Source organism: Wolbachia endosymbiont (group B) of Cyclophora punctaria, from assembly GCF_964028235.1.
GTDB lineage: Bacteria > Pseudomonadota > Alphaproteobacteria > Rickettsiales > Anaplasmataceae > Wolbachia.
The window spans coordinates 250,673-273,196 of record NZ_OZ034749.1 but is presented as its reverse complement, the minus strand read 5'-3'; the positions used below and the strand labels follow the sequence as shown (position 1 = coordinate 273,196).

Sequence of the window (22,524 nt, the reverse complement as noted above, 5' to 3'; positions counted from 1 at the left end):
AATATTGTAGAGCTCAAAAAACCAACAATTGCAATTGTTAACTCTTCAAGTATAATTTGTTGAGATTTACACGAACCTTATTAGATGAAAGAGAAAGAAGAACAGTTTAGTTTTACATCAGACAACCTCAGAAAAGCGAAAAAGTCTATAGAGATGTATCCTAAAGGCAGAGAAGGTAGTGCCGTCATGCCTTTACTATACCTGGTTCAAGAACAATGCGGATGGGTTCCTGAATCTGCCATGCGCTGCGTTGCTGACATGCTTCATATTCCACATATTCGTGTATATGAAGTGGCAAATTTTTACACCATGTATAATTTAAAACCAGTAGGTAAATATCTCATACAAATTTGTAGAACAACTCCTTGCTGGTTGTGCAATAGTGAAGAAGTGTTAAATACCTTTAAAAAGAAACTAGGAATCAATATCGGTGAAACTACTAAAGATAATCTATTTACTTTAAAGGAAGTTGAATGTCTTGGTGCATGCGTTAATGCCCCTGTGGTGCAGATCAATAATGACTTTTATGAAAACCTCACTCCTGAAAAAGTGGAAAATATCATAGCAGAGCTTTCAAGCAAATAGATGGAAAAGTTTTCGTTTAGGATAACCAAGCAATCAGGTTCTGCAAGAGTTGGTACAATTAAAACTCCAAATGGAAACATAGAAACACCAGCATTTATATTTTGTGCAACCAAAGCTGCCATTAAAGCTGCAGATATCGAAAGAATCAGAGAAGCAGGTACTCAGATAATACTTTCCAACACTTATCACCTAATGCTTCAACCTGGAGAGGATACTGTGGCAAAACTTGGTGGCTTGCACAAGATGATGGGATGGAGTGGACCAATGCTCACTGATTCTGGTGGATACCAGATATTTAGTTTAGGGCACGGGTCAGTTTCGGAAGAAATAAAGGGAATAAGACAGAAGCAAAAAACTCTGATCAAAATTAACGAAGATGGGGCAATTTTTCGTTCTTACATAAATGGTAAAACTTATTGTCTAACTCCTGAAAAGTCTATACAAATTCAACAAAAATTAGGTGCAGATTTAATCCTAGTTTTAGATGAATGTACTCCATTCCATGTCAGTAAAGAATACACAAGAAAATCAATGCTCATGAGCCATAGATGGGCTGAACGTTCTTTAAATGAGTTTGAAAAAAATAATGATGGCAAACAGGCGCTGTATGGAATTAGCCAAGGCGGAGTGTATCAAGATTTACGTGGGGAAAGTTGTGACTTTATCAACAATTTGCCATTTTTTGGTCAAGCAATAGGTGGATCGCTTGGTCAGAGTAAAGAGCAGATGTATGACGTAGTTTCCTTTACTATGGAACGTTTAAAAAAAGAGAGGCCTACTCATTTGCTTGGTATTGGTGGAATTGTGGACATTTTTCGTGGAGTAGAGCTTGGTGTTGACACATTTGATTGTGTGCATCCAACTCGCCTCGCAAGACATGGTGGCGCACTTGTTAAAGTAAAAAACAGAGATTCTATTTCTTCAAAGTGTAAAGAGCATATTAATTTGCGAAATCAACGATTCGAACTAGATGATAACCCAATTGAAAATGACTGTTTGTGCTTTACTTGCAGAAAACATTCAAGAGCCTATATACACCATTTACTAAAAGCGAAGGAATTGCTGGCTTACACACTCGTTACCATTCACAATGTTTTCTTCATGAATAAGTTGATGGAATCAATAAGACAAGCAATATTGAATGATAGGCTAGATCAGGAAAAAAACAATTGGATTAGTGAAATACCGCTGCATTGTGAATTATATACCTAGTTCATATTTTGTACATGTGCGTTGCATTTTTTAATCTTCTTTAAAAACTTGACAGTACCGTATATATACGGGTATACTAGAAATATAATTTTGTGAGGCATTTATGGTTAAAAATAAAGAAAAACATTAAATAGCGTTTTGCGTTTCAGCCTTTACACTCTTAGTAGAAAGCTATTTATTTTTACAAAACAGCGAAAAAACTTTCAATAAAATGATTAGTGGTATACGCGATGAACCAGAAAGCAAACTTTTTATAGAAAGGATTTTGCAACCATTCATTGAACTTTTTAGTGAGCATAAGCAACATAACTAAAGTACACTGAGCATAGAAACCACTTTATCGTAACTTGGCAATGAATTAATTTCTCCAATCGCAGCTAAAGTAATTCTTTCATGCTGAGATAGCAATTCTTCTGCTGCTTTTTTTATATCGTAAATAGTAACAGCACTAATTTTTTCTATTAATTCGTTTTTACTGATGTATTTATTATAGTTACCGTAGTAGTGTCCTAACGTTTCAGCACGCGAGCTAACACTTTCGCGTGACATTAAAATTTGAGATTTTACTCGTTCTTTTACTCTATTTACTTCTTCTTCCTTTAAATCATCTGTAGACAATTTCTTCAACTCTGTCGTTATGGCTTTCAAAAGCTTATCTAGATTATTGCTATCTGTACCAGCAAAAATCGAAAGCATTCCTGTATCAGCATAGCTAGAGTTGAATGAGTAAATGGAATAAGCAAGCCCCTGCTTTTCTCTTACTTCCTGAAACAGGCGTGATGACATGCCACTTCCCAGTATGGCATCAAGAACTTTGAATGTGTGATATCTATTATCATCACGAGAAACACTAGGTAGACCAATTAATAAATGTACTTGATCTAATTTACGATGTTCTAAATACTCACCACCGGTATAACTTGCATTCTCGCTTTTTTTCAGCTCTTTTGAATGAATCTTTGAGAGAAAGTCTTTGATTAATTGAACAACTTCCTCATGTTCAACATTTCCTGCAACAGCAAATATAATGTTCTCGCTAAAGTAATGCTCATTTATGTAGTTATCTAGATTAGCTCGAGTAAAAGATTTGACAGTATCTTGCGTACCCAAGATTGACCTACCAAATGGTTGATCTTTATAAGCTGCTTCAAAATACTTATCAAAAATGATATCGCTCGGTGAATCATTAGTTTGAAAAATCTCTTGTATTACAACACCCTTTTCGCGTTCCAATTCATCCTCTGGAAATGTAGAATTCATTAATATATCTATTAATATATCAATGCCAGTTTTTATATCTTTTCTAAGAACCTTTGCGTAATAACTGGTGCTTTCTCTACCGGTGCAGGCATTGAAAACTCCACCTATATCATCAAAAGCTTTCGCAATTTCAAATGCAGTTCTTGTCTTTGTTCCTTTGAAAGCCATGTGCTCTAGGAAATGAGATATTCCATTTTGACTTGCACTTTCAGCTCTACTGCCAACACCAACTCGTATATTTAAAGCTACGGAATCAACTTCATGCACTCGCTCAGTTATTATGCGCAGACCATTATCTAGTTTTGTTACTTGTGGTATATTCATCTTATATATTCTTCTTTAAATTCTCTTCTACAAAATCCCAATTGATCAAATGATCAAGAAAAACTTTTATGTAGTCAATTCTGCGATTTTGGCAATCCAAATAGTATGCATGCTCCCATACATCCATAGTAAGTAGTGGCACCTGGCCATAAATTAGCGGTAGATCCGCATTTGGAGTTTTAGTGATTTTGAGTTTTCCTTTTTCAAGCACTAACCACACCCATCCACTACCAAATTGGCTTACTCCATAATGTGAAAATTCTTCACAAAATTTGTCAAAGCCACCAATATCATCTTGAATTTTTTTTGCTAGAAGACCATCATCTTGAGGCTTACCACCACCATTCTTTTTCATTGAATTCCAATAAAAAGTGTGATTCCAAACTTGTGCTGCATTGTTAAAAATAGGAACTGTATTATTATTTCCATGAACTTTCGTTACTAATTCCTCAATTTCCATATGTTGATAATCTGTGTTTTCAACCAGTTCGTTGAGTTTATTTAAATATCCCTTATGGTGCTTATCATAATGAAAATCTAATGTCTTTACAGATATATAAGGCTCTAAAGCTGTTTTATCATACGGCAACTCAGGTAAAGTAAAACTCATGCTGACCTCTTTATTTTCGATGGTATAGTAATATGTGCTTTTGCGCAACAGATAATTTAGTTAGGTAGTGATTGCATTTATTCTAAAACAAGCGATATTAGTAAGATAATTATGTTTTTATTTTATAGGGGTAATATGTCAAGTTCATATAGTAATTTTAAGAAATATGTTAAATTCGGAGATGTTCCTACCAAAAGCGTTCGAGGTAACGAAGTTCCACAAAATAATTTCTATAAATCCGTTCATTATATTAATAGTGTTATTGGGCCAGTGAAGAATGTAGCTCTTGGTAGTTACAAAAAAAATCCTCCTATGATTTGGATTATTACTTTTGCGTTAGCTAGTGTAATTCTGCAACCTTTATATCTAGCATTGGCGTATTTGTCATACTGGACGGCAAAAGGGTTAGCGAAAGTAACAGATAGTTATGATCTTAAGTGCAATACAAGATCATTGATAGATTATTCATCTATGTTATCAAATAAGGCACGGAATCACAGTGATACATTAGCTACATTTGTTAACGCAGTTTTGAGTTATGCTGTTAGTACTGTCATTTGGGCTGCTGCGCTTGTTATTACACCACTAGTTTGGACTATTGATAAAGTAGCAAGTAAGTTTAGTGATGCAAAAAGTGAAGGTGTTGGTAGTCCTTCTTTTTCAAAATAGATAGCCTACCAAGTACATGTGAAACCATTGTATCTGTGTGGCAAAATAAAGTAGACGAGATAAAGACACCTATAGAAGCAAGAGGATGTCATGCCAGTGCGTGACACTGGCATCCCGATAGAATGTTGAACATTTTTTTGCCTTTCGAGAGCGAGTTCTTTCAACCGAAACACTACATGCACGTTATCATCATCAATTTCAATGCGTTGAACTAATTTTCTTATTATCTCAAGTTTAGTTTCCCAATCTGCCTGATTAAGCTCTCTCAGAGGAAAAACTTTCTACACTGTTTGTGATAAAATCTAATTCTCTCTGTAGCCTCTTTTCATCGATAGCTTCTTCCCTTTGATCTCTGATTCCTTTAACTCCTTTTCCATGCTCTCAACTTCTAAGTCATACTTTTCCTTCGTTATATGACCCCTTGCATATACATAAGCTAATCTTTCTATACCTTGTTCTATTTTATCTGCGCTTTTTTCAATCTCATCCTTTGCCTGCTTATTTTCATATTTTAAAAGTCTAACCTTTGTCATTGCCTCTGGTTCTTTGAGTACCATCTTCATTTCTTTCCATACTGCTTCTTCTAGTATATCAACTCGTATTGATTTGCTGTTACACACCCTATTCCCACCAAAACGAATTGATTTTTTCTTTCAGTCCTCGGAAAAATCTTACTTAGCTTAGCTATAGATGTTTACAAAAGAAATTCAAGTGAGTGAAGAAAGAAAAATTATTTTTGCAATACCGTAGGTACGCTCCACAACTATATTGAAGTTTTTATTGCACTCAAAACCTTCATTTTTCCTCATTTCTAGAATTATTAACGCATTATCATTTAACCAGCCTGAGTGAGCTAACTCGTCTAAAGTTGAGTTAACCAGATTGATATTATAAGGTGGGTCCATAAAAACTATATCGCACTTTGAAATAGGTCTTGGTAATCCGTTAGCATTGCAACAAATTAACGTGATATCGTTCGTAATTCCAAGATCTTCTGCTGTTTTTTTAGGCAGTTGCAAATTGTAATAATCTGAATCTACCATGAATGCATGTTTAGCACCTCGAGAAAGTGCTTCAAATGAAAAAGAGCCACTTCCGCAGAACAAATCAAGTACATTTAGGTTATAAATAGGTTTTCTTGAAGAAAGTATACTAAATATTGCTTCTCGGACACTACTCATAGTGGGCCGTGCAGATAAATTCTTGCCTGTAGTTATTTTTCTTCCACGATATTTACCCGCAATAACACGTAACATATAAAACAAGTTCGAAGTTAACTAATTATTTATAATACACATTTAATGTCAACATAGCTTCAGCAGTCTAATAGAAAGAAGGTTGCTTGTGGAGGAACGCAAGATCAATCGCTTTTCTTTGATTTATTTTCTATACTGATTGCACGACCAATCTCGTCTTGTAAATCATCATGGTTGTTTTTTTCATCATGACCCATCCCTTCAATTCTACTTTCTAACTCTAACTTAATTAAAGTATTGATTTTCTCTATACTATCGAGGAAATTGTGACACTCTTCATCACTATATTCCTCACCAGATGCTTTTTTTTCTATAAATAGACTTTTGAACCCTATTAGATCAGAACTCTGATCGGCATTCAACACAATATTTCTCTCTATAAAACTAAGATCTGATAGTAACAAACTAACCTCTAATAGATCTTCACTTTCAATGTTTGCAAGATTATCAAGATCGTCTAAAATAGAGAACATCTTAAGCTCCTTCTGTGCAATTTCTTTGTCTTCTTTGTCAAATTCTGACGATAGCCCTTTATCATCTATAAGTCTCTCATTCAGAGCTTTATTTAGCTTTGAAAGACTAACATCACCTTGCTTAGTGCTATCTAGTAACAAATCTACCCTCGCTCTGCGCGCATTTAAAACATCATTGTAATCGTTTAACTTGATATTACCATCTTCGTCTTGCTGAAGACCATAATAATTTAGCCCTTTGAAATTACGATTCTTCATCATTCTCTATGTTCTCATTCCTTTCATTATCTTGACGCTCTCTATCTTCTCCGGCACGTATAGCTTCTGTAGTGTTTTTTAGGGTTTCTGGTTCCGTACCTAATTTTCGATTTGATTGATTAGGCTTATTTTCTTTTGATGATTCATCTTCTTCTGGTTCTCTCTTGCGGCCAATAGTGTAGTCATGAAGCTTCTCAAGAAATTCCCGTCTATATGTTTTTGCTCTATAGAGTAGATTATGCTGGTAACCATCCTTTTCTCCTGTAGCAGGGTTAATTCCTATAGAGTCGAGACCATGTTCCCAAGTAAACTTCATAGCATCTTCTATTGTATATCCCAAATGTGATCCTACATATCCTTTATAATATTCTAAATATTTATCAATTCTTCTATGTGCAATATCTTCTTTATCAATTCCAAACGCCCTGTAGATTTTTTCCTCAAGCTTATCAACATCATCTTTAGGTGATGTTGCAAATTTTGTTGCTTCAATAGTAGCACCTACAAGCTTACGTGGCACATTAATAGCATATTTCAGCACACCCCCAACTCCTGGTATTCTATCTAGCAAATTAGCTGTACCTCCAGCTAATCTGTCCGGTACATGAGTAGCCCAATTACCTAAAGACTCTAGCCCTCCACCAATTTTATCTTGCATCTGTTGTTTTAATCCCTGCATTAAACCAGTCACAGGTGATGCTTGATACATACTAGATATATTGTAAACACCAAACCCACCACCGGCAATGCTTGAGCCCATCTGCTGTACAAACTCCTTCAAAGAAAACATCAAAAACGAAAGCAAGAACAATACAAAGATCTCTCCTGCGTTGATTAAATAACCTCTCTGTATGTCTTGCACCCTTTGGTAATCACTATTTTCTTTATAATTTTTGCAATCCTCACAATCTTTACATTTCTGACAGTATTCACTGTTGGGATCCTTATATAAATCATGAAGTTTCAGTATTCTACAACCTTGTTTTTTTATCGCACTCCGCACTAAAGATCTTATTTCATTAATTATTTCCCTATAACTATTGCATTTATTTATATCTTGACAGTAGCGTTTTATTATTTCACTAACATCACCTATCCTTTTCTCTATATTGTTGATCAGTAATATAATGTCTGCCCTCTCTGATGCATGAGATAAACTATTTGTTAAGCGTACTAGATCTTTTGCACTACAGCCATTACTAACTATCATATCACTTTCCGCAATATAGTGGTCTGCTGGATTATCTTTAGTTCCAGGAATTGGATTAAAGAAAGGATAATCTATATAACGAAAACCTTTATTAATGTAATCTGGTGGAAGAGGGATATATCCAGCTCCACCAGTAAACTTTACTGTACCACCTATTCTGCTTAGTTTTTCTATACCTTCTATATTCTTATCTACGTTCAATGGAGAAGCCTCTCCAATAGCATAAGGTACAAAAATTTGCCCTGGAGTCCAGCTAAAGTATTCTTTATCAATTATACAAAAACCACCAAATACCCATTTTGGAGCACATAACTTTATTTCAAGCCATTTATTATAGCACACAGTAAAGCCTAACTGTTTATAAAAGGTATTCATTATCATCGCAGCAAGTAATGACAGCAGGGTAAATATCATAATTGATTGCAAACAGAAACTAATACAGAATTTTATCCAACCCTCAAATAGACTTTTCAGTGGTGAAAATAAAATAGAGATTAGGAATAGCGGCATTATAGCTACAAGAAAAGCTATACCCATAAAACCAGAAAGGAATATTATGTAAGCATACATACACAGCAGGAAATATAAGACAATCCCTATAAAAATTGCCGGTATCATAAGGAGACTTGCCCACATTTGATAATGTAAAAATGCTGCAAACTTTTTCCAAACAGAGTAAGCAAAAAACTTATTAAACATATCCTCCATGAAGCTAAACAATTTAGCTTCATTTCCTTGAGCAACGTTTGAATTACCTCCGGTGTTCATGTTGGGAGCAAAATTAGTAATTATGCTTATCAATTGTTCAAGACCTTTAACAAATAAAACAAGAAAATGATCATAGAAAAATCTAAAACTTCCAGGAGATATAAGCACTATTACTAGGGTGATTTTCATCATTCTGATGAGCATATCATGCTTAGTTTCTCTTATCATTCCAAAAAGATAAAGAAGCGATGAAATCACTATAAATAGAACAAGCAAGGAAAGAACAAAATTGTGAAAGCTCGTACTTTTTTCAGCTATATTTTGAAACATCGCTTGTGCAGCTGCAGGATCATTGCTATCAAAATGCTTTTTACAATTTTCGTTAATCAATAATACACATTTTAGATAGTTATAAACGTAATCAAAAAATCCAAAGTTACTTGGTTTCTGCACTCCGCTCAAAAATTCAAAAGAGTAGCCACCTGCATTATCTAGATAATATCTATCTAATATCTTTACATATATTTTCCATCCTTTTTCTAACCTCACCGTATTACAATTCCTGTCCTGTAATGTGGTGTTATCTCTGTCTAAAGTAAAAAGCCCACTTCCATCTTCCGCTACGGAATTGTAACCTAGATGTACAGTAGGAGACTCAGGGTTACGCATGGATTTTAAATTTTCGTTAGGACTAGAATCGCTAGGCCTTTTAAATAAAAGATAAGCACCATGTCCGTTAGTAAACCAACATGGAACACCGCGTTTTTCTCTGTTATCATCTTCACTAATACACTTGCAATTTACAGTACAACTTGCATTAGGATTACTTGAAATTTTTTGTGTACTAGATTTGTAATCATTACAAATTAAGCGAAAGTCAGGCAAACTATTATCGCCTTGTTTACCTTCAAACTTAGTCGCATATTTTAGCTGTTCCAAGCTTTGCAAATTATAACTACCTTTAGATTCTTTCTTATTACTATTACTCCAAGATGTCCATGCACCATTTACTCGTACTACTAAACTATCTCCATTGGTTTCAAATCCAGTATCTTTCCACTTCACCACTTGATTAGAGTGAAAACCATAATTGACTTCACCAGTATCATAGTCAATAATTTCCTGATCTTCGGGAACAAAGGCATCGTGATCTCTTGAAAAATGAGCACCAACTGCAACCGGTTCAGGACCAAAATAATCAGCAGATATACATCTTGGAAAAGGCATATCATTCTTACTACAACCTGTAACCAGCACACAGATTACCAAAATTAATAACCTAAACCAACATTTGCCTAAGCGTGATTGCATACCTAAACTTTTTCCAATACAGAATAAATTTCTAAAACCTTACTTCAAATATCTTTTTAATTAGTTACTCCATATATCTCATCAATCTTCCTTGACTTGTCCTTTTGTTTTATCAGAATCCTTTTGCTTATCTGGCTGGCTTAGTGTTTCAGATTTGCTCATTTCTCTGCCAGTACTCGCTTTCCCATCTGCTTGCTTTGGTGTATCAGGCAATTTAGCTTCAATTTTGCTACGATCTTTACTCATTCCCTGCTTGATGTTATGTATCATATTTTGGGTTCTATCATCAAGGCCAACAGTTGACAGCATAGCTTGTGATGCGCTCCTAGAAATATGACTAACACTTTGAGCAACTCCATAACCAGAGCTGAACAACGCCTGCGCCATAGTTTCTGATATAGAAACAAAAGCTTCCATTGCACTAGCAATGATGAGATATATAAATGCCTGGATTAGATCTATAGGTAATGCTGCAAAGTGCCCACCAGCCCTTTCTCCAGTACTGAGCGCAACATCAACACTAGTACCAGGACTATACCCAAGAGGTAATATTGATTTCATAAGACACAGATCATACGATAAAAAATTTACACTAATTAAGCATTGATAGCATGCAGAAAAATTTGTGAGGTTGTATAGAACTGAATACATTAACTGGTTTAAAAGAGACAAGGATGAAAATAAAATGACTGGTTGCAATGAAACATGAGCCAGCGTTTTTATCCAATTATCAAATAATGTTTTAGTTTGTTGAAATAGAATAAATACGATAAATAAAGGTGCTAATGACAATAAAAATGCCACTAAAACAGTAGATATTACATACTTAAACGTAGCACTAATAATGCATCTTAAAAACACAAAAGTAGCATAAAGTATTGCCAAAAATGCAATAAAGCCAAAAGATCCTGATAGCATTAAAGACAAAAATTTCAGCCATGTTTCTCCTGTAAATAATACTCCCGCTGTTAAATCTAAGAATGCAAATTTTTTACCTCCTTCTCCTATATAGCCAGAAAAACTATCAACTAAATAAATGCTACCATCAACAAAAAGCCCAGACAAAGTTGTACCAAAGAATTCCCAACTTCTATCACTAAAAGCAAAAGCTATAAATGCTATTTTGAATATTCTTATAATAAAATCGAATTTACTTAATTGTATTGTTCCAAGCATATAGCCAACAACAGTAAATGTAACGTATAGAATAAGCAAAGCTCTTATTCCTTGTAGAAGCCCCTTTCTATATCCTTCATATGGAATTTTAATTCCGTCTTCACCCCCGTCTGTTATGAAATCAAAAATCTTGTTTACAGTTGATGAAATAAAATCGTTTATTTTTCTTTTTAAAAATAAATTTACTGTGTATTTGTTATCTTCATAATATTTGCCTTCTTTGTCCGTAATATCATCTTTCTTTACGTTTTCTACATTAATACCAAAGTATATCTTTTTAGACTCTTTATCCTTTAAATGACTTCCATCTATTATGTAATAGTCTACATTATCCTCTGTTATTTTATCTAATTTCTTTACTTTTTTGAAATTATTAGTCTTTCGAGCAGATGGATCTTCTGGCGGGCTATCACCCAAGTACATATACAATTTTTTGCCACTATCGAAGTTACATGATCTAGTTACTTCAACATGATATCCACCTCTATGAAGAAAGTAATTGCCATTGCTTGCTATAGCAAGCATTACACTACTACCAGGTTTCACCTTTTTATTTATCCCATAGTCATGATTTAACTTTAAGGAAAAATCCCTAAAATTATCACTTATTTTTGAGCATACTAGGCCATCACTTGTTTCTTTTCTTTTTGGAAAACATTGAACAGTATTCTGATCATCAAGATCGCCAATTTTTGCAACAAGAGCTTCGGCCCAGGAGATATCTTCAGTTTCTTCTTCAATGTTTGATATAAAATCAGTGTTATCTTTATTTTCTTCAATCTTTTTAAGTTTATCTTCAACTCCTTTAAGATGAGAATACATATCACATTTGTTGTTCTTATCATAATTTTTGTACCTTACAGAAGAAACACAATTTCCATTAAAATCTATACCTTGTTTAGCATAACATATCTTCTGATAGTAACAATTAAGCTCATAAGAGCTGTACTTGCTTATCTCATTAAAATCACATTTTTTCCCATTACATAATTTATCCAGTCCTATTTTAGTTCGTCGTAAATCTAACAATGCACCATTTATCCATGAATTTTGAATATAATCCTTATTAAAATGTACCTTATTATCATATGGAGTGTAGCCATTACCAACTAGCACTCTTCTTTCTTCTATGTTCTCTTTATTAATCTTAGGAAATTCTACTTTAGTCCTCTTACCACTTTCTCCACAAAAGAACGTTCCTCCATTGAGCATGTCTTTTATTGTAGCTTTGTCTTTTTTATCATTTTCTTCAGCTCTATAGCAATTGTCATCAAAGCTGATACCTTTCCCTTCCGGATTGTCATAATGAATCGTTATCTCTCTGGGAACTAAGCTAAAGCTTAACTTATCACCAGGATTTGCTTTAATTCCGGTATCTACATAACGTCTATTGCTATAGAATTCATTATTTCCAAAGCCTATATTCCCACATATTTCTCGTTCATCAAGACTAGCATTATCAATTAACTTATTACTGTAATTTGGTATTAAATCATTAGCACAAAATACAGCGGGCACAAGTACTCTCTTTGGATTTTTCCCTTCTTTAAGAGGACAAAAATTTACTGACCCACCAAGAGTAAATTTGATTTTTTCATCCTTGCTAATTACTTGACCAGAATCAACCCAATGAATTTTAACTCCTTCGCCAGCTTCACGAACTGGAACATCTATACTGACACTAGTATTTCTGCTCTGCAGCCCAGGTTCAACACAATCCATTGTGCAGCCAGTAATTACAAGACATAGTATCAATAATAATGATTTTCTGCTCATCATTGATTTCCTGTGTTTGTCGGTATTTTAGGTGCTGATCTTTGAGCTGATTGTGGTATTTGAGGTCTTCGACTTGGTGTACCAGATTGCTGACCTGCTCTTCTTTGGATACTTTGTTCATCTAAACCTACTGTTCCCATTAAGCTTTGCTGATATTGCCTTCCTGGTTCGCTTGCCACATAAACACCAAACAACGAATCAGATATTGTTGAAGATGCCTCAACTAAAGCTTTCATAGCATGTCCCAAAATCACAAAAGCCATCATAGCTGTGATGTCAGGTGCATGTTTGGAAGCATAACCATAAATAATACAAGGATTAAAAATCTTTAAGTTAAGATTAAGTATACATGTAGGGCAGACCTCAAAATTAAAGACCGAATACACAATATAATCCATAACCTGGCTTATTAATGATATAAAAATTAAAAGCACTACCGGATGAATTGCAAATCTTGCTAAATTTTTGACCCAATTGTGAAACATCTGTCTAGTATATCCAAATAGAAGGCAAATAATAAAAAGAGGCGCCAAAGAAAGCAATAATGCAACTATTGCTATAGATGTGATAAAAGAAAATAAGGCGTTAAACATCGATAAGCTCACTGTTATCAAACCCCAAATCACCAAGCAAAACGATACAATACCCAAAGGACCGGAGAATATAAGAGATACTATTAGTAACACTGAGTGTGCTGATAAAAACCTATTGAGCGGTAAATCAAGAAATTCAAAAACATTTGATGTTGTACCTCTGAAATTTGCTATTTCTATTAACTGTTTTGGAGCATTAACAAAAATAGAAAATGCATTGTTATAAAAAAAACTCCAACTGTTATCGTTCAGCAATTGGGTAATAACTCCTATCTTTACACATATAATTAAAAATTCATATATAGAAGCATGAGACAATCCAAAAAAGTAATAAAGGGTGTATAAAACTATATATAATACTAATAACGACACTATTGTAGATCTGATGGTATTTGTTCTATTTGATGCTACAAAACTTTGATAAAGAGACTTCACAGGGCTAGTATCAGAGTGAATCGCATTAGTGTCTTTGTAGCTAGAACCGAAAAATGCAGTTTTTACTTTTTCATCAAAAAAATTATATATCGCACTAAAAGTTCTTACAGGTGGCTCTTTAGTTGTAAGGTTAATGCTAAACTGACCCTCATTTTTCTTATAATCACAGCCATGATCTCTTATTCCGTAATATATAGTGCCACTCTTGTCCTTTAGCTTTTCTTTTAAGCCTTCCATATATTGAGTATTATAAACTTTGCTAATGTCTAAAAGTATATCTCCCTGAGTTTCATCGGGCTCACGCTCAGGAAATTTGTCAGAAACGCTTATATATAAGCTTTTTTCTAAATTAGGGATTCTTGTTACTCTTATGTTGAAACCACCCTTGCCCTTACCATCACCTAAACTAAAAGTTAACTCTGGTTTTGGATGGTTACGATCTATCTTATGATCACAGTTAATACATATACCGCCTCCTGGAATGTGTTCAAATTCCTCATTATCCATGTGAACACGTAATAGTGTAATGTCAGTTTTTACCCGTTTTTCCTTTAATACGTTATCAATAATTTCAGCAATAACAGATTCACCTCTAGAATTTAAAGTATTGAATATCTCACCTTCTATACTATTGTATTCAATATATAAGCAACCTTTTTCTCCGCTGCCGAAAGAAAATTTACATATACGTCCACAGAGTAAATTTAAAATGCGCGTATCTATCTTACTTGCACTGCTCTCTGAAAGCTTGCTACAGTCTACATTTTCCCCTTGCTGTTTTATAGAGTCGATGACATTTCTAATTTCCTCTCTTTCACTTTGATCTAATTCTGAAGACCAGTACTCTTTTCCATTTAACCATTGTGCATTGCCTATTTCATATTTATTAGGACATATTTCACCTTGACACTTCTCTTGATTTAAAACATGTGAAAAATACTCCTTTTCCCCTTCACCGCAATTTTCGTCAATTTTTTTGTAGGTGACCATGCCATTATTGTTTTTACACATTTTACTTCCAACAACACTAAAGCTTATCGCATCACCAGCTTTAAGCGCAAACGGTAATGTAACGTTTCTTACTCCAGGTTCAATTGCAAAATCTTTATATTGCGAACAAAAATTAACCTTATTAGGTACTATATTAATCTCTGTTACTTTTATTTTATCCGAAATATAGACTCCAGAATCAACCCATTTCTGCTCTGTTGACACTATATCCAATTTCTCACGCAAGCCTGATGAATCTTCTGGCTTAATACACCCGCACCCAGATAATAAAAAGAGTATCACAAAACTTATGCATAGCTTAACCAAGTTTTGGTTGCTCAAATGTTCAAACATCTGTTACTCACCTGCGCTCACTCTCCACCTGGTTTTATAGATTCACTAGAGGAAGATCCCGATCCCTTATTATCATCTCCACCTCCTCCAATAGCCCCTCTTGCCTTATTTACAGCCGCAGCAGCAACTTGACCAGCACCTCCAGCAGCAGCTTTGGCAGCAGATAAAGCTTTATTCACCATTTGTGCAGGAGTGCTACCTGAACCAAGTGCTGCTCTGTGATTACCAGCAAGCTCAGCAGCCATGCCGGGAAGAACGTTTAAAAAGTGGTAAAAGAGGAATAATACTAAACACAATTTTAATAATTCTCCGATTAGAGAGCTGCCAAACTCCATGTATGTAAAGTCGAATAGACCAAGTATGCTGCTCTTTTTAAAGCTATAATTTTGCATCATACATGCGAGAGTAGTTTCATTTTTATCACATTCCCCATCTTTCAATTTAAACCACTGTTTTTTCTTACTATATGAGATTTCTGCTTGTTTCTTTTCATATGACTTGTCTGGTTGTTCATTTTTATATGACTCGTCCAGTTTAAAATTTAAATTTTTAAAATAGATTTTATCACATGCTATGAACATAAAAGATAGAAATGCAAAAAGGATAACTGGGTATAAACTGTAGGTAATTAACTCTTTTAGCCAACCATCAAAATATCCCTTAGTATGTTGAAACAAAACCATAGGAATGAATAAAGGCGATAAGATGATAATTACACTAAGCGCAACTAAAGATAAGATAAATACATAGCACATCCACAAAATAACCATCATCATCAAAATGGCCATAAATATACAGACAAGAGCTACTAAGATCTGTCCACCAGCGAAAATAATACCAATCACCGAACCTGCAACTAACAAGACAGGAGCAGCGCCAAGCAAAACCGCTAACGTTGCAACACCTCCAGTACCAATTTTGCCACCAATTCCATCTAAAGGGGCACCTAAATAAAATAAAATTCTGCAATCAAGCCTATCCCAAGGTGCAAGATAACTGTAAGATACCCTCTTTCCTGCGCGATCGTATTCATAATCTGTACCTGACTCATAATTACATATATTTTTACTTTCAGATGACGCTTTAAGCACTATCTCTGACAAACCATTTGAAAGCTTTGTTAATTCCCCGTAATAATGAGACATAGTGCTACCTGTCGTAAAGTAAATCACTAAAGCGAATTTAATGATCAACATGTACATTTCTTGCGGACTACGCACTCCACCAGACATAACTTTTATAGAGAACAGTATTAAAGCTAAAACTAGAACAGCAGTTACAGTATTTTTCAACCTTCCTTGTGCTACAGATAAAAAACTACCCTTCTCCTGTCCTTTTTTTTCTCCATCTTCATATTTTAGCTTATCACCATTTGAGTCAATACCTGCAACTAAATTATCTAACGATTCCTTAATGCATTGCACTATCATAGAAGTTATAGGAATAGGAGATAATGACTTACTTCCCGCTTGATTGTAGCAAGCTTCAGAGACATACGAGCTAAAACAGCTTTTATTGTCATAACCTACAAAAATTTTTCCTTCTTTTTCTTTTTTCCTGATAAGAGTTTTATAATCGTCATCCCTGTTGATAAAACTCCTTTCTTCACCACCTGTACCATCTTTATTTTTGAATAATATCACAGATTGTTCACACATAGGAGCAATCCGATCAGGCGGTAATTCCGTGCATCCTATATCAATTCCTTGCGGCCAAGCAGTTCCAGCTGCCCTAACTTCAGCCAATTCCACACATAACCTACCCATTTTTCTCAGTGCCCTGAACGTTGATCCATATATTTCTTCGCTCTGTCCAGATTTAAGCACTTTACATTCTAGATCGCCATCAACCTTCGGAGACCATGACCCACTTTCATATCCAGTATCTTTCTCTCTGATATCAAAGTCTATGTATCCATCTTCCCCTCTGAAATTAAAGTCATTCGTCTTGAAAAGGTTGCCAAATGTTAAAGGATTGCGATGACATACTTCTATGTATTCACTATATTGCACCCCATTTTTTGGCCAGTAGTAGTGTTCCCTATCAACATTCACAACATCCCAATCAGTAAAGTTTAAAATATCTTTCTCTGTTTGTTTTCCATCTTTTCCTGATCTTTTCTGTAATGCAGAAAAATATTCATCTTCTGTTCGATAATTTTTATCTGTATCACCACTATAACCTGTATCTTTTAGTTTAAAATTTTTATATCTCCCATCATTATCGTATGCAACTGGATGCCTAACAAAACTATGCTGACAAACAATAAGTCCCCCAACTGCCTTCCAGACTCCAACAATTGCAGCTATCATTCCAACGATAACAAGAGCAGTAAATAAACCAGCAGAAGAGACAATCAAAACAATACCAGTAAATATTGCACCAATAGCAATTGCTATCCCAGCAACTGCTGCAGCTGTTTCAAACGCCTTACAGTCAGGATCAGAGGCACGGCTAAAACTACCATTAGAATTAAACCTGCTAACAAATTCTGTCTTTTCAGTACCACTTACTACATCTGCAAATACTGGATATGAGAGTAAAAAATCTATATTTAATAAAAATATCGCAACTAACAGTAATGACAGTTTAGTTTTAAACATTTTTCACCTTTTGATAAAACACAGGCAACCACATCTTTGGATCATCTCCGAGTTCTTTCAATATATCATGTAACAATAGGACACTTTCTGCACGTCCAGATAACACGTTGACCACATCATCCAAATCTTTCAGATCTATTCTAGCTACTACAGCATTAACTCCCTGCTTTACTAAAAAGAATCTAGTACTTGGATCTGTGTGTTTGATCAGTATATACTCACGTTCAGTTAACATAAAAACATCTCGATAGACACTAGTAGCTTTCAGATTTGGCAAAAAAATTTGTGTTGCTGTCTGCTGTACAAGCGTATCACTAATAGCACTTTTACTTGCATCTTCAACACTCTGAGTAGCAAAAATCACAAAAGCATTTAACTTTCTCAGCACTTTCAACCAGTCTTTTATCTTAGGTGCAAAAACTGGATTATCTATTAACGCCCATGCTTCATCAAGAACAATAATAGATGGAGTGCCATCAAGCGATATACTAATCCTATGAAACAAATAAATCAAGACCGGCCCAAGAGCAACAGGATCTTTTAGCAAGCTAGCCATTTCAAAGCCAAACACTCTTGCTTTTGAAAAATCTAGCAAATCTTCTTTATTGTCAAATATTGCAGCATGAGAGCCATCATCATGCCACATAGATATTGCTCCAGCTAGAGTATCAGGGCCCGCAAGTCCTAAAAATGGTACAAGATTTCTCAAAAATCTGTCTTCTTTTTTTAATTTAAAATTTCCCTCAATTGCATCATTAATTCTAGCAATATCTTCTGAAGTGAATTTATCGTTGTACACTAAAATTAAAGATTTTATCCATTCCATCAAAAATGTTTTATTATCAGGAGTATCGTCAAGTTGCAGAGGATTAAAATTTGTCTTAGTTCTTGGTTCTATTATAGTATAGATACCACCAAGTGCTCTTAAAAAAATTTCTGCACCGCGATCTTTATCAAAAAAGAATATTCTTGGAGAAAATTTCATTGCTTGAGCACATAAAAAATTCATTAAAACAGTTTTGCCAGCACCTGTTGGCCCAATTATCATAGTATGTCCAACATCCCTTATATGAAAGTTGAAGAAAAATGGAGTGCCAGATGTTGTATCAAAAACTGTAACAGCATCTCCCCAGTGGTTATTGAATTTTTTACCAGTAGGATAATTATGTTGAGATGCAAAACCGGCCAAATTAAGACTACTTATTGTACCTTTTCTTACTATATAATCAAAATTACCAGGAATTTGCGCCCAAAATGCTGGTTCTAGATTAACCCTCTCACGAACAGGATAAACACCACAATTAGAAAGCTCCGATTCAACCAATGATAAAGCATTGTCCAATGATTTAGGACTTTTTTCTATACATAAGATAGTTAAATGGTGTTCACCAAAAGCAATTTTACCACTCATTGCATCATCAAGCGCATGAGAAATTTCTGCTATTTGAGAAATAGCTTTATCTGCAGATTGTATCATACGATTTTGCTGTATCTGCATTTTCGCAATTGCCATTTGCCTATTTGTAAATTGAAAAGACTGCGTGATAATAAATTCATAAGGAAGTTGTAAAAAAGAATCAAGCATTCCTGCAGAAGTATTATTTCCATATTCTTTGATACTAACTATTCCAGCATATTTACTTTCATTATGAGTCACAACCTGTATCATCTTATGGCCAAAAAATAACCTATGAACTGGTAAGTATCTTGATATTTCAGTTTTTAGTGGAAAAAGCGTATTTGTAACAAAGCCACAATTTACAATTCTAGACAGAAACTCCATTATTTCACAAAACAGTCCGTTTGGAGTTTCTTTTACTCCAAGGACTTTAGGCGAATAATTCCTAAGGCTTGTTACTATACGATTTGTCGTTTCCTCTAAATCTTCATAGGTATCACGCATATCACTTTCCCAAGCATGTTTTGAAGTTACATGCCCAAATTTTTTCAGTAGATGTGATAAAAATTCTACTCCCTTTGTATCTGCCCTACGAATAATCGTAATGTATAAATCATTAATAAAAGATTGCCTAGTTGCGTGTTTTTCTCTCCATTTTAGATTTACATGGTTAGCAAAAAAATTTGGTAAACTCTGATTTGCAAATTCATCAGAAAAAATATTTTTCTTACGTCTGATGGTATGAAAGTACAAACTAAATGCTGGAGATGAAATGCTTCTTAGCATCTGATTTCTGATATTATTTTGTATCACCAAGTCTTCATCATCGGCCGTTTCAAACGCAAAGCCATTTAATTTTATAAATTTAACTAACCAATTCTGCTTTGTTATCAAGGTTGTACTATTCCAATAGCAAGAATAAGGTATAAATTCGGCAGCGTGAACCTCTCTACTTAGAATAGATTTATTCTTTGATTGAATAGCTCTAAATCTCAACATTGCATAACATCAAGTAATGTCATAAGAATTGGCTCCATGATAAAATCGATTTAAACATTTGGAGCATTTTCCCAACTTTACCATAAATAACTCAATAAACAACGGTTCCTTTGCAGAAGCTATATAGCCAAGTCCATGTATACCTGGTAACATCAGGAGAATTACTCTAAGATCATTTGTATTAATGAAAATTAGCATGCAAATTAGAACGTTTAATATTGCAAACATATAACTCACACCAAAGAGCATTGCAGGTCTTGTAAGACCTTTAAATAATTGATTCGTTTGTACGCTGCCAGTAGACATATCTTTAACCTTCTAATAAGAGCTCTAACACTAATACTACATCATTAATTAAAAATCTATTGAAATGAATAGCACTTTAGGTAAGATAATTAATTTAAATTCAATGATTATAAGCTGGCCATTTCAAGAAGCAGAAAAAATACTACAAGAATTCCCTAATAAAAAAGAGATAATATTTGAGACTGGTTATGGTCCCTCGGGTTTACCACATATTGGTACTTTTGGGGAAGTTTTTCGTACCACAGTTATTGCAAACGCTCTAAAAAAAATAGCTCCTAGTATAAAAACCAAAATCATTGCAGTTTCCGACGATATGGATGGTTTGCGAAAAATACCAGATAATGTACCAAATCAGGAAATGCTAAGAGAGAATCTGAACAAGCCATTAACCATGATACCTGACCCATTTGGCACTCATGAGAGTTATGGTCATCACATGAATTCGTTGTTGTGTAAATTTCTTGATTTGTTTGGATTTGAATACGAATTTAGGAGTGCAACAGAGTGTTATAAATCTGGCGTTTACGATGAAAAACTTTTACTCCTGCTGAAAAATTATGATAAAGTGATGGACGTAATGCTTCCATCATTTCGGGAAGAAAGGCAGCAGACTTACAGTCCATTCTTGCCGATATGCCCAAAAACTTCCCAAGTTTTACAAGTTCCAGTAGTTGAAACAAATACAGATAAAGGAACAATCACGTATGAAGACCGAAACGGGGAAAAAATAGAAGTTCCAGTGACAAAAGGAAAATGTAAACTGCAATGGAAACCTGATTGGGGGATGAGGTGGGCTGCATTCGGAGTTAATTACGAAGCTCATGGAAAGGATTTGACTCCATCTGCTGTGCTTTCAAGTCAAATATGTAAAATACTTGGAGAAAAGCCACCGCTTTTGTTTTGCTATGAGTTATTTCTTGATAAAGAAGGAAAGAAGATATCAAAATCAAAAGGAAATGGTATTTCAATTGAGGAGTGGCTAACTTATTCACCCACAGAGAGTTTAGCGTTATACATCTTTCAGAGTCCTAAAAAAGCTAAACGTTTATATTTTGATGTGATACCAAAATCAACTGATGAATATTTAGAGTTTGCTAAGCGTTACAATGAGAGTGAAGAAAAGGATGTAAATAGCCCTGTATGGCACATCCACCAGGGTAAAGTTCCAAACGTAGAAACTTCAGGCATAAATTTTTCGTTACTTTTAAACCTGGCAGCAGCTTGTAATGCTGAAAATAAAGAGATTCTTTGGGGTTTTATATCAACTTATGCACCAAACGTTACACCAGAAAGCAACAAAATGCTAGATAGGCTTTCGGATTTTGCAGTTAGGTATTATCACGACTTTATCAAGCCAACAAAAGCGTATAAAGCTTCAAACGAAAAAGAGAAAGAAGCGTTACTAGATTTAAAGAACAACCTACATTCCCTGCCTATTACAGCCACTGCTGAAGAGATTCAATCTCAGGTTTTCTCCATCGGAAAAAAACATAATTACAATAACTTACGCGATTGGTTTCAGTTTTTGTATGAAACATTACTTGGACAAAAAACCGGTCCTAGGATGGGATCTTTTATCAAGCTTTATGGGATAGATAATACAATCTCTCTTATAGAAAGTGCTACTGAACGTACACTTTAGAGTTTACCTTCTTCCATTTGAGCTCTCTAGTGTTATTACTTGACAAACTTTCCCACTTTTCTTATCATATCAACAAGAGTATTTATCCTTGTTTTTGATACACGCGGTCTCAACGACAAAATTCAGTAAAAAACTCAGATATTTATTGGCAAATTACATAAAATTATAGCGGCTTTTTTTATTTTTCTACATTCAGCCAAATCGCGCTTGTTAGCACATTATCAATTTACATTATTAAAACTCGCTATACGAGGATTCTTTTGTCTTTTTTTATTTAGTAAATTTCTTAATATTTACAACTAAAGTAATTTTAGAGAGCCAGCGCGTGACCAACCTGGTCAGTTTTCTGAATCCCAGTACTGGGATGACAAGAAG

15 protein-coding genes are annotated in these 22,524 nt (G+C 34.5%); 4 read left to right on the top strand and 11 right to left on the bottom strand.

Annotated features, from left to right (window positions below):
* Positions 1–84 precede the first annotated feature (84 nt).
* Both nuoE and tgt read left to right on the top strand, forming a co-directional pair.
* Entirely contained in the window at positions 85–585 is a 501-nt protein-coding gene (gene nuoE, locus ABWU33_RS01355; protein ID WP_211908538.1) for an NADH-quinone oxidoreductase subunit NuoE, read from the top strand.
* Positions 586–1,797, top strand: coding sequence for a tRNA guanosine(34) transglycosylase Tgt (gene tgt, locus ABWU33_RS01350; protein WP_211908539.1), 1,212 nt, complete (start codon positions 586–588; stop codon positions 1,795–1,797).
* A 309-nt stretch (positions 1,798–2,106) separates the two neighbouring features.
* Here tgt and ABWU33_RS01345 read toward each other — a convergent pair whose 3' ends face one another.
* Positions 2,107–3,381 (bottom strand): M16 family metallopeptidase, encoded by a 1,275-nt coding sequence (locus ABWU33_RS01345; protein ID WP_211908541.1) that lies wholly within the window; start codon positions 3,379–3,381, stop codon positions 2,107–2,109.
* Position 3,382: 1 nt separating this feature from the next.
* Positions 3,383–3,991 (bottom strand): superoxide dismutase, encoded by a 609-nt coding sequence (locus ABWU33_RS01340; RefSeq protein WP_353280893.1) that lies wholly within the window; start codon positions 3,989–3,991, stop codon positions 3,383–3,385.
* A gap of 135 nt (positions 3,992–4,126) precedes the next feature.
* Between ABWU33_RS01340 and ABWU33_RS01335 the strand changes: the two genes are divergently transcribed.
* Positions 4,127–4,660 carry a hypothetical protein gene (locus ABWU33_RS01335; RefSeq protein WP_211908543.1) on the top strand — a complete coding sequence of 178 codons (534 nt, stop codon included), beginning with the start codon at positions 4,127–4,129 and terminating at the stop codon, positions 4,658–4,660.
* A gap of 302 nt (positions 4,661–4,962) precedes the next feature.
* Here the strand turns inward: ABWU33_RS01335 and ABWU33_RS01330 are convergent, their stop codons facing one another.
* The 9 genes from ABWU33_RS01330 to ABWU33_RS01290 form a co-directional block, all read right to left on the bottom strand.
* On the bottom strand, positions 4,963–5,280 hold the full coding sequence (locus tag ABWU33_RS01330; RefSeq protein WP_211908544.1) for a hypothetical protein: 318 nt from the start codon (positions 5,278–5,280) through the stop codon (positions 4,963–4,965).
* Between the two features lie 87 nt (positions 5,281–5,367).
* The gene (gene rsmD, locus ABWU33_RS01325; RefSeq protein ID WP_068652427.1) at positions 5,368–5,916 is read right to left on the bottom strand and encodes a 16S rRNA (guanine(966)-N(2))-methyltransferase RsmD; all 549 of its coding nucleotides are present in this window, start codon (positions 5,914–5,916) and stop codon (positions 5,368–5,370) included.
* A 104-nt stretch (positions 5,917–6,020) separates the two neighbouring features.
* Entirely contained in the window at positions 6,021–6,650 is a 630-nt protein-coding gene (locus tag ABWU33_RS01320) for a hypothetical protein (RefSeq protein WP_250119998.1), read from the bottom strand.
* Positions 6,634–9,876, bottom strand: coding sequence for a type IV secretion system protein (locus ABWU33_RS01315; protein WP_353280890.1), 3,243 nt, complete (start codon positions 9,874–9,876; stop codon positions 6,634–6,636). Before ABWU33_RS01315 ends, ABWU33_RS01320 begins: the two co-directional genes overlap by 17 nt.
* 81 nt (positions 9,877–9,957) lie before the next feature.
* Entirely contained in the window at positions 9,958–12,831 is a 2,874-nt protein-coding gene (locus ABWU33_RS01310) for a type IV secretion system protein (protein WP_353280888.1), read from the bottom strand.
* Positions 12,828–15,200: a type IV secretion system protein gene (locus tag ABWU33_RS01305; protein ID WP_250120001.1), complete on the bottom strand. Its 2,373-nt coding sequence runs from the start codon at positions 15,198–15,200 to the stop codon at positions 12,828–12,830. The genes ABWU33_RS01310 and ABWU33_RS01305 overlap by 4 nt, the downstream gene beginning before the upstream one ends.
* Positions 15,201–15,217: 17 nt before the next feature.
* A complete protein-coding gene (locus ABWU33_RS01300) occupies positions 15,218–17,803 on the bottom strand; it encodes a type IV secretion system protein (RefSeq protein ID WP_353280886.1) in 2,586 nt (861 codons plus the stop codon).
* A complete protein-coding gene (locus ABWU33_RS01295) occupies positions 17,796–20,201 on the bottom strand; it encodes a VirB4 family type IV secretion/conjugal transfer ATPase (protein ID WP_250120002.1) in 2,406 nt (801 codons plus the stop codon). Before ABWU33_RS01295 ends, ABWU33_RS01300 begins: the two co-directional genes overlap by 8 nt.
* Before the next feature lie 9 nt (positions 20,202–20,210).
* Entirely contained in the window at positions 20,211–20,507 is a 297-nt protein-coding gene (locus ABWU33_RS01290; RefSeq protein WP_211908558.1) for a type IV secretion system protein VirB3, read from the bottom strand.
* A gap of 64 nt (positions 20,508–20,571) precedes the next feature.
* Between ABWU33_RS01290 and ABWU33_RS01285 the strand changes: the two genes are divergently transcribed.
* Positions 20,572–22,149 carry a lysine--tRNA ligase gene (locus ABWU33_RS01285; RefSeq protein WP_264337677.1) on the top strand — a complete coding sequence of 526 codons (1,578 nt, stop codon included), beginning with the start codon at positions 20,572–20,574 and terminating at the stop codon, positions 22,147–22,149.
* Positions 22,150–22,524: the final 375 nt, after the last annotated feature.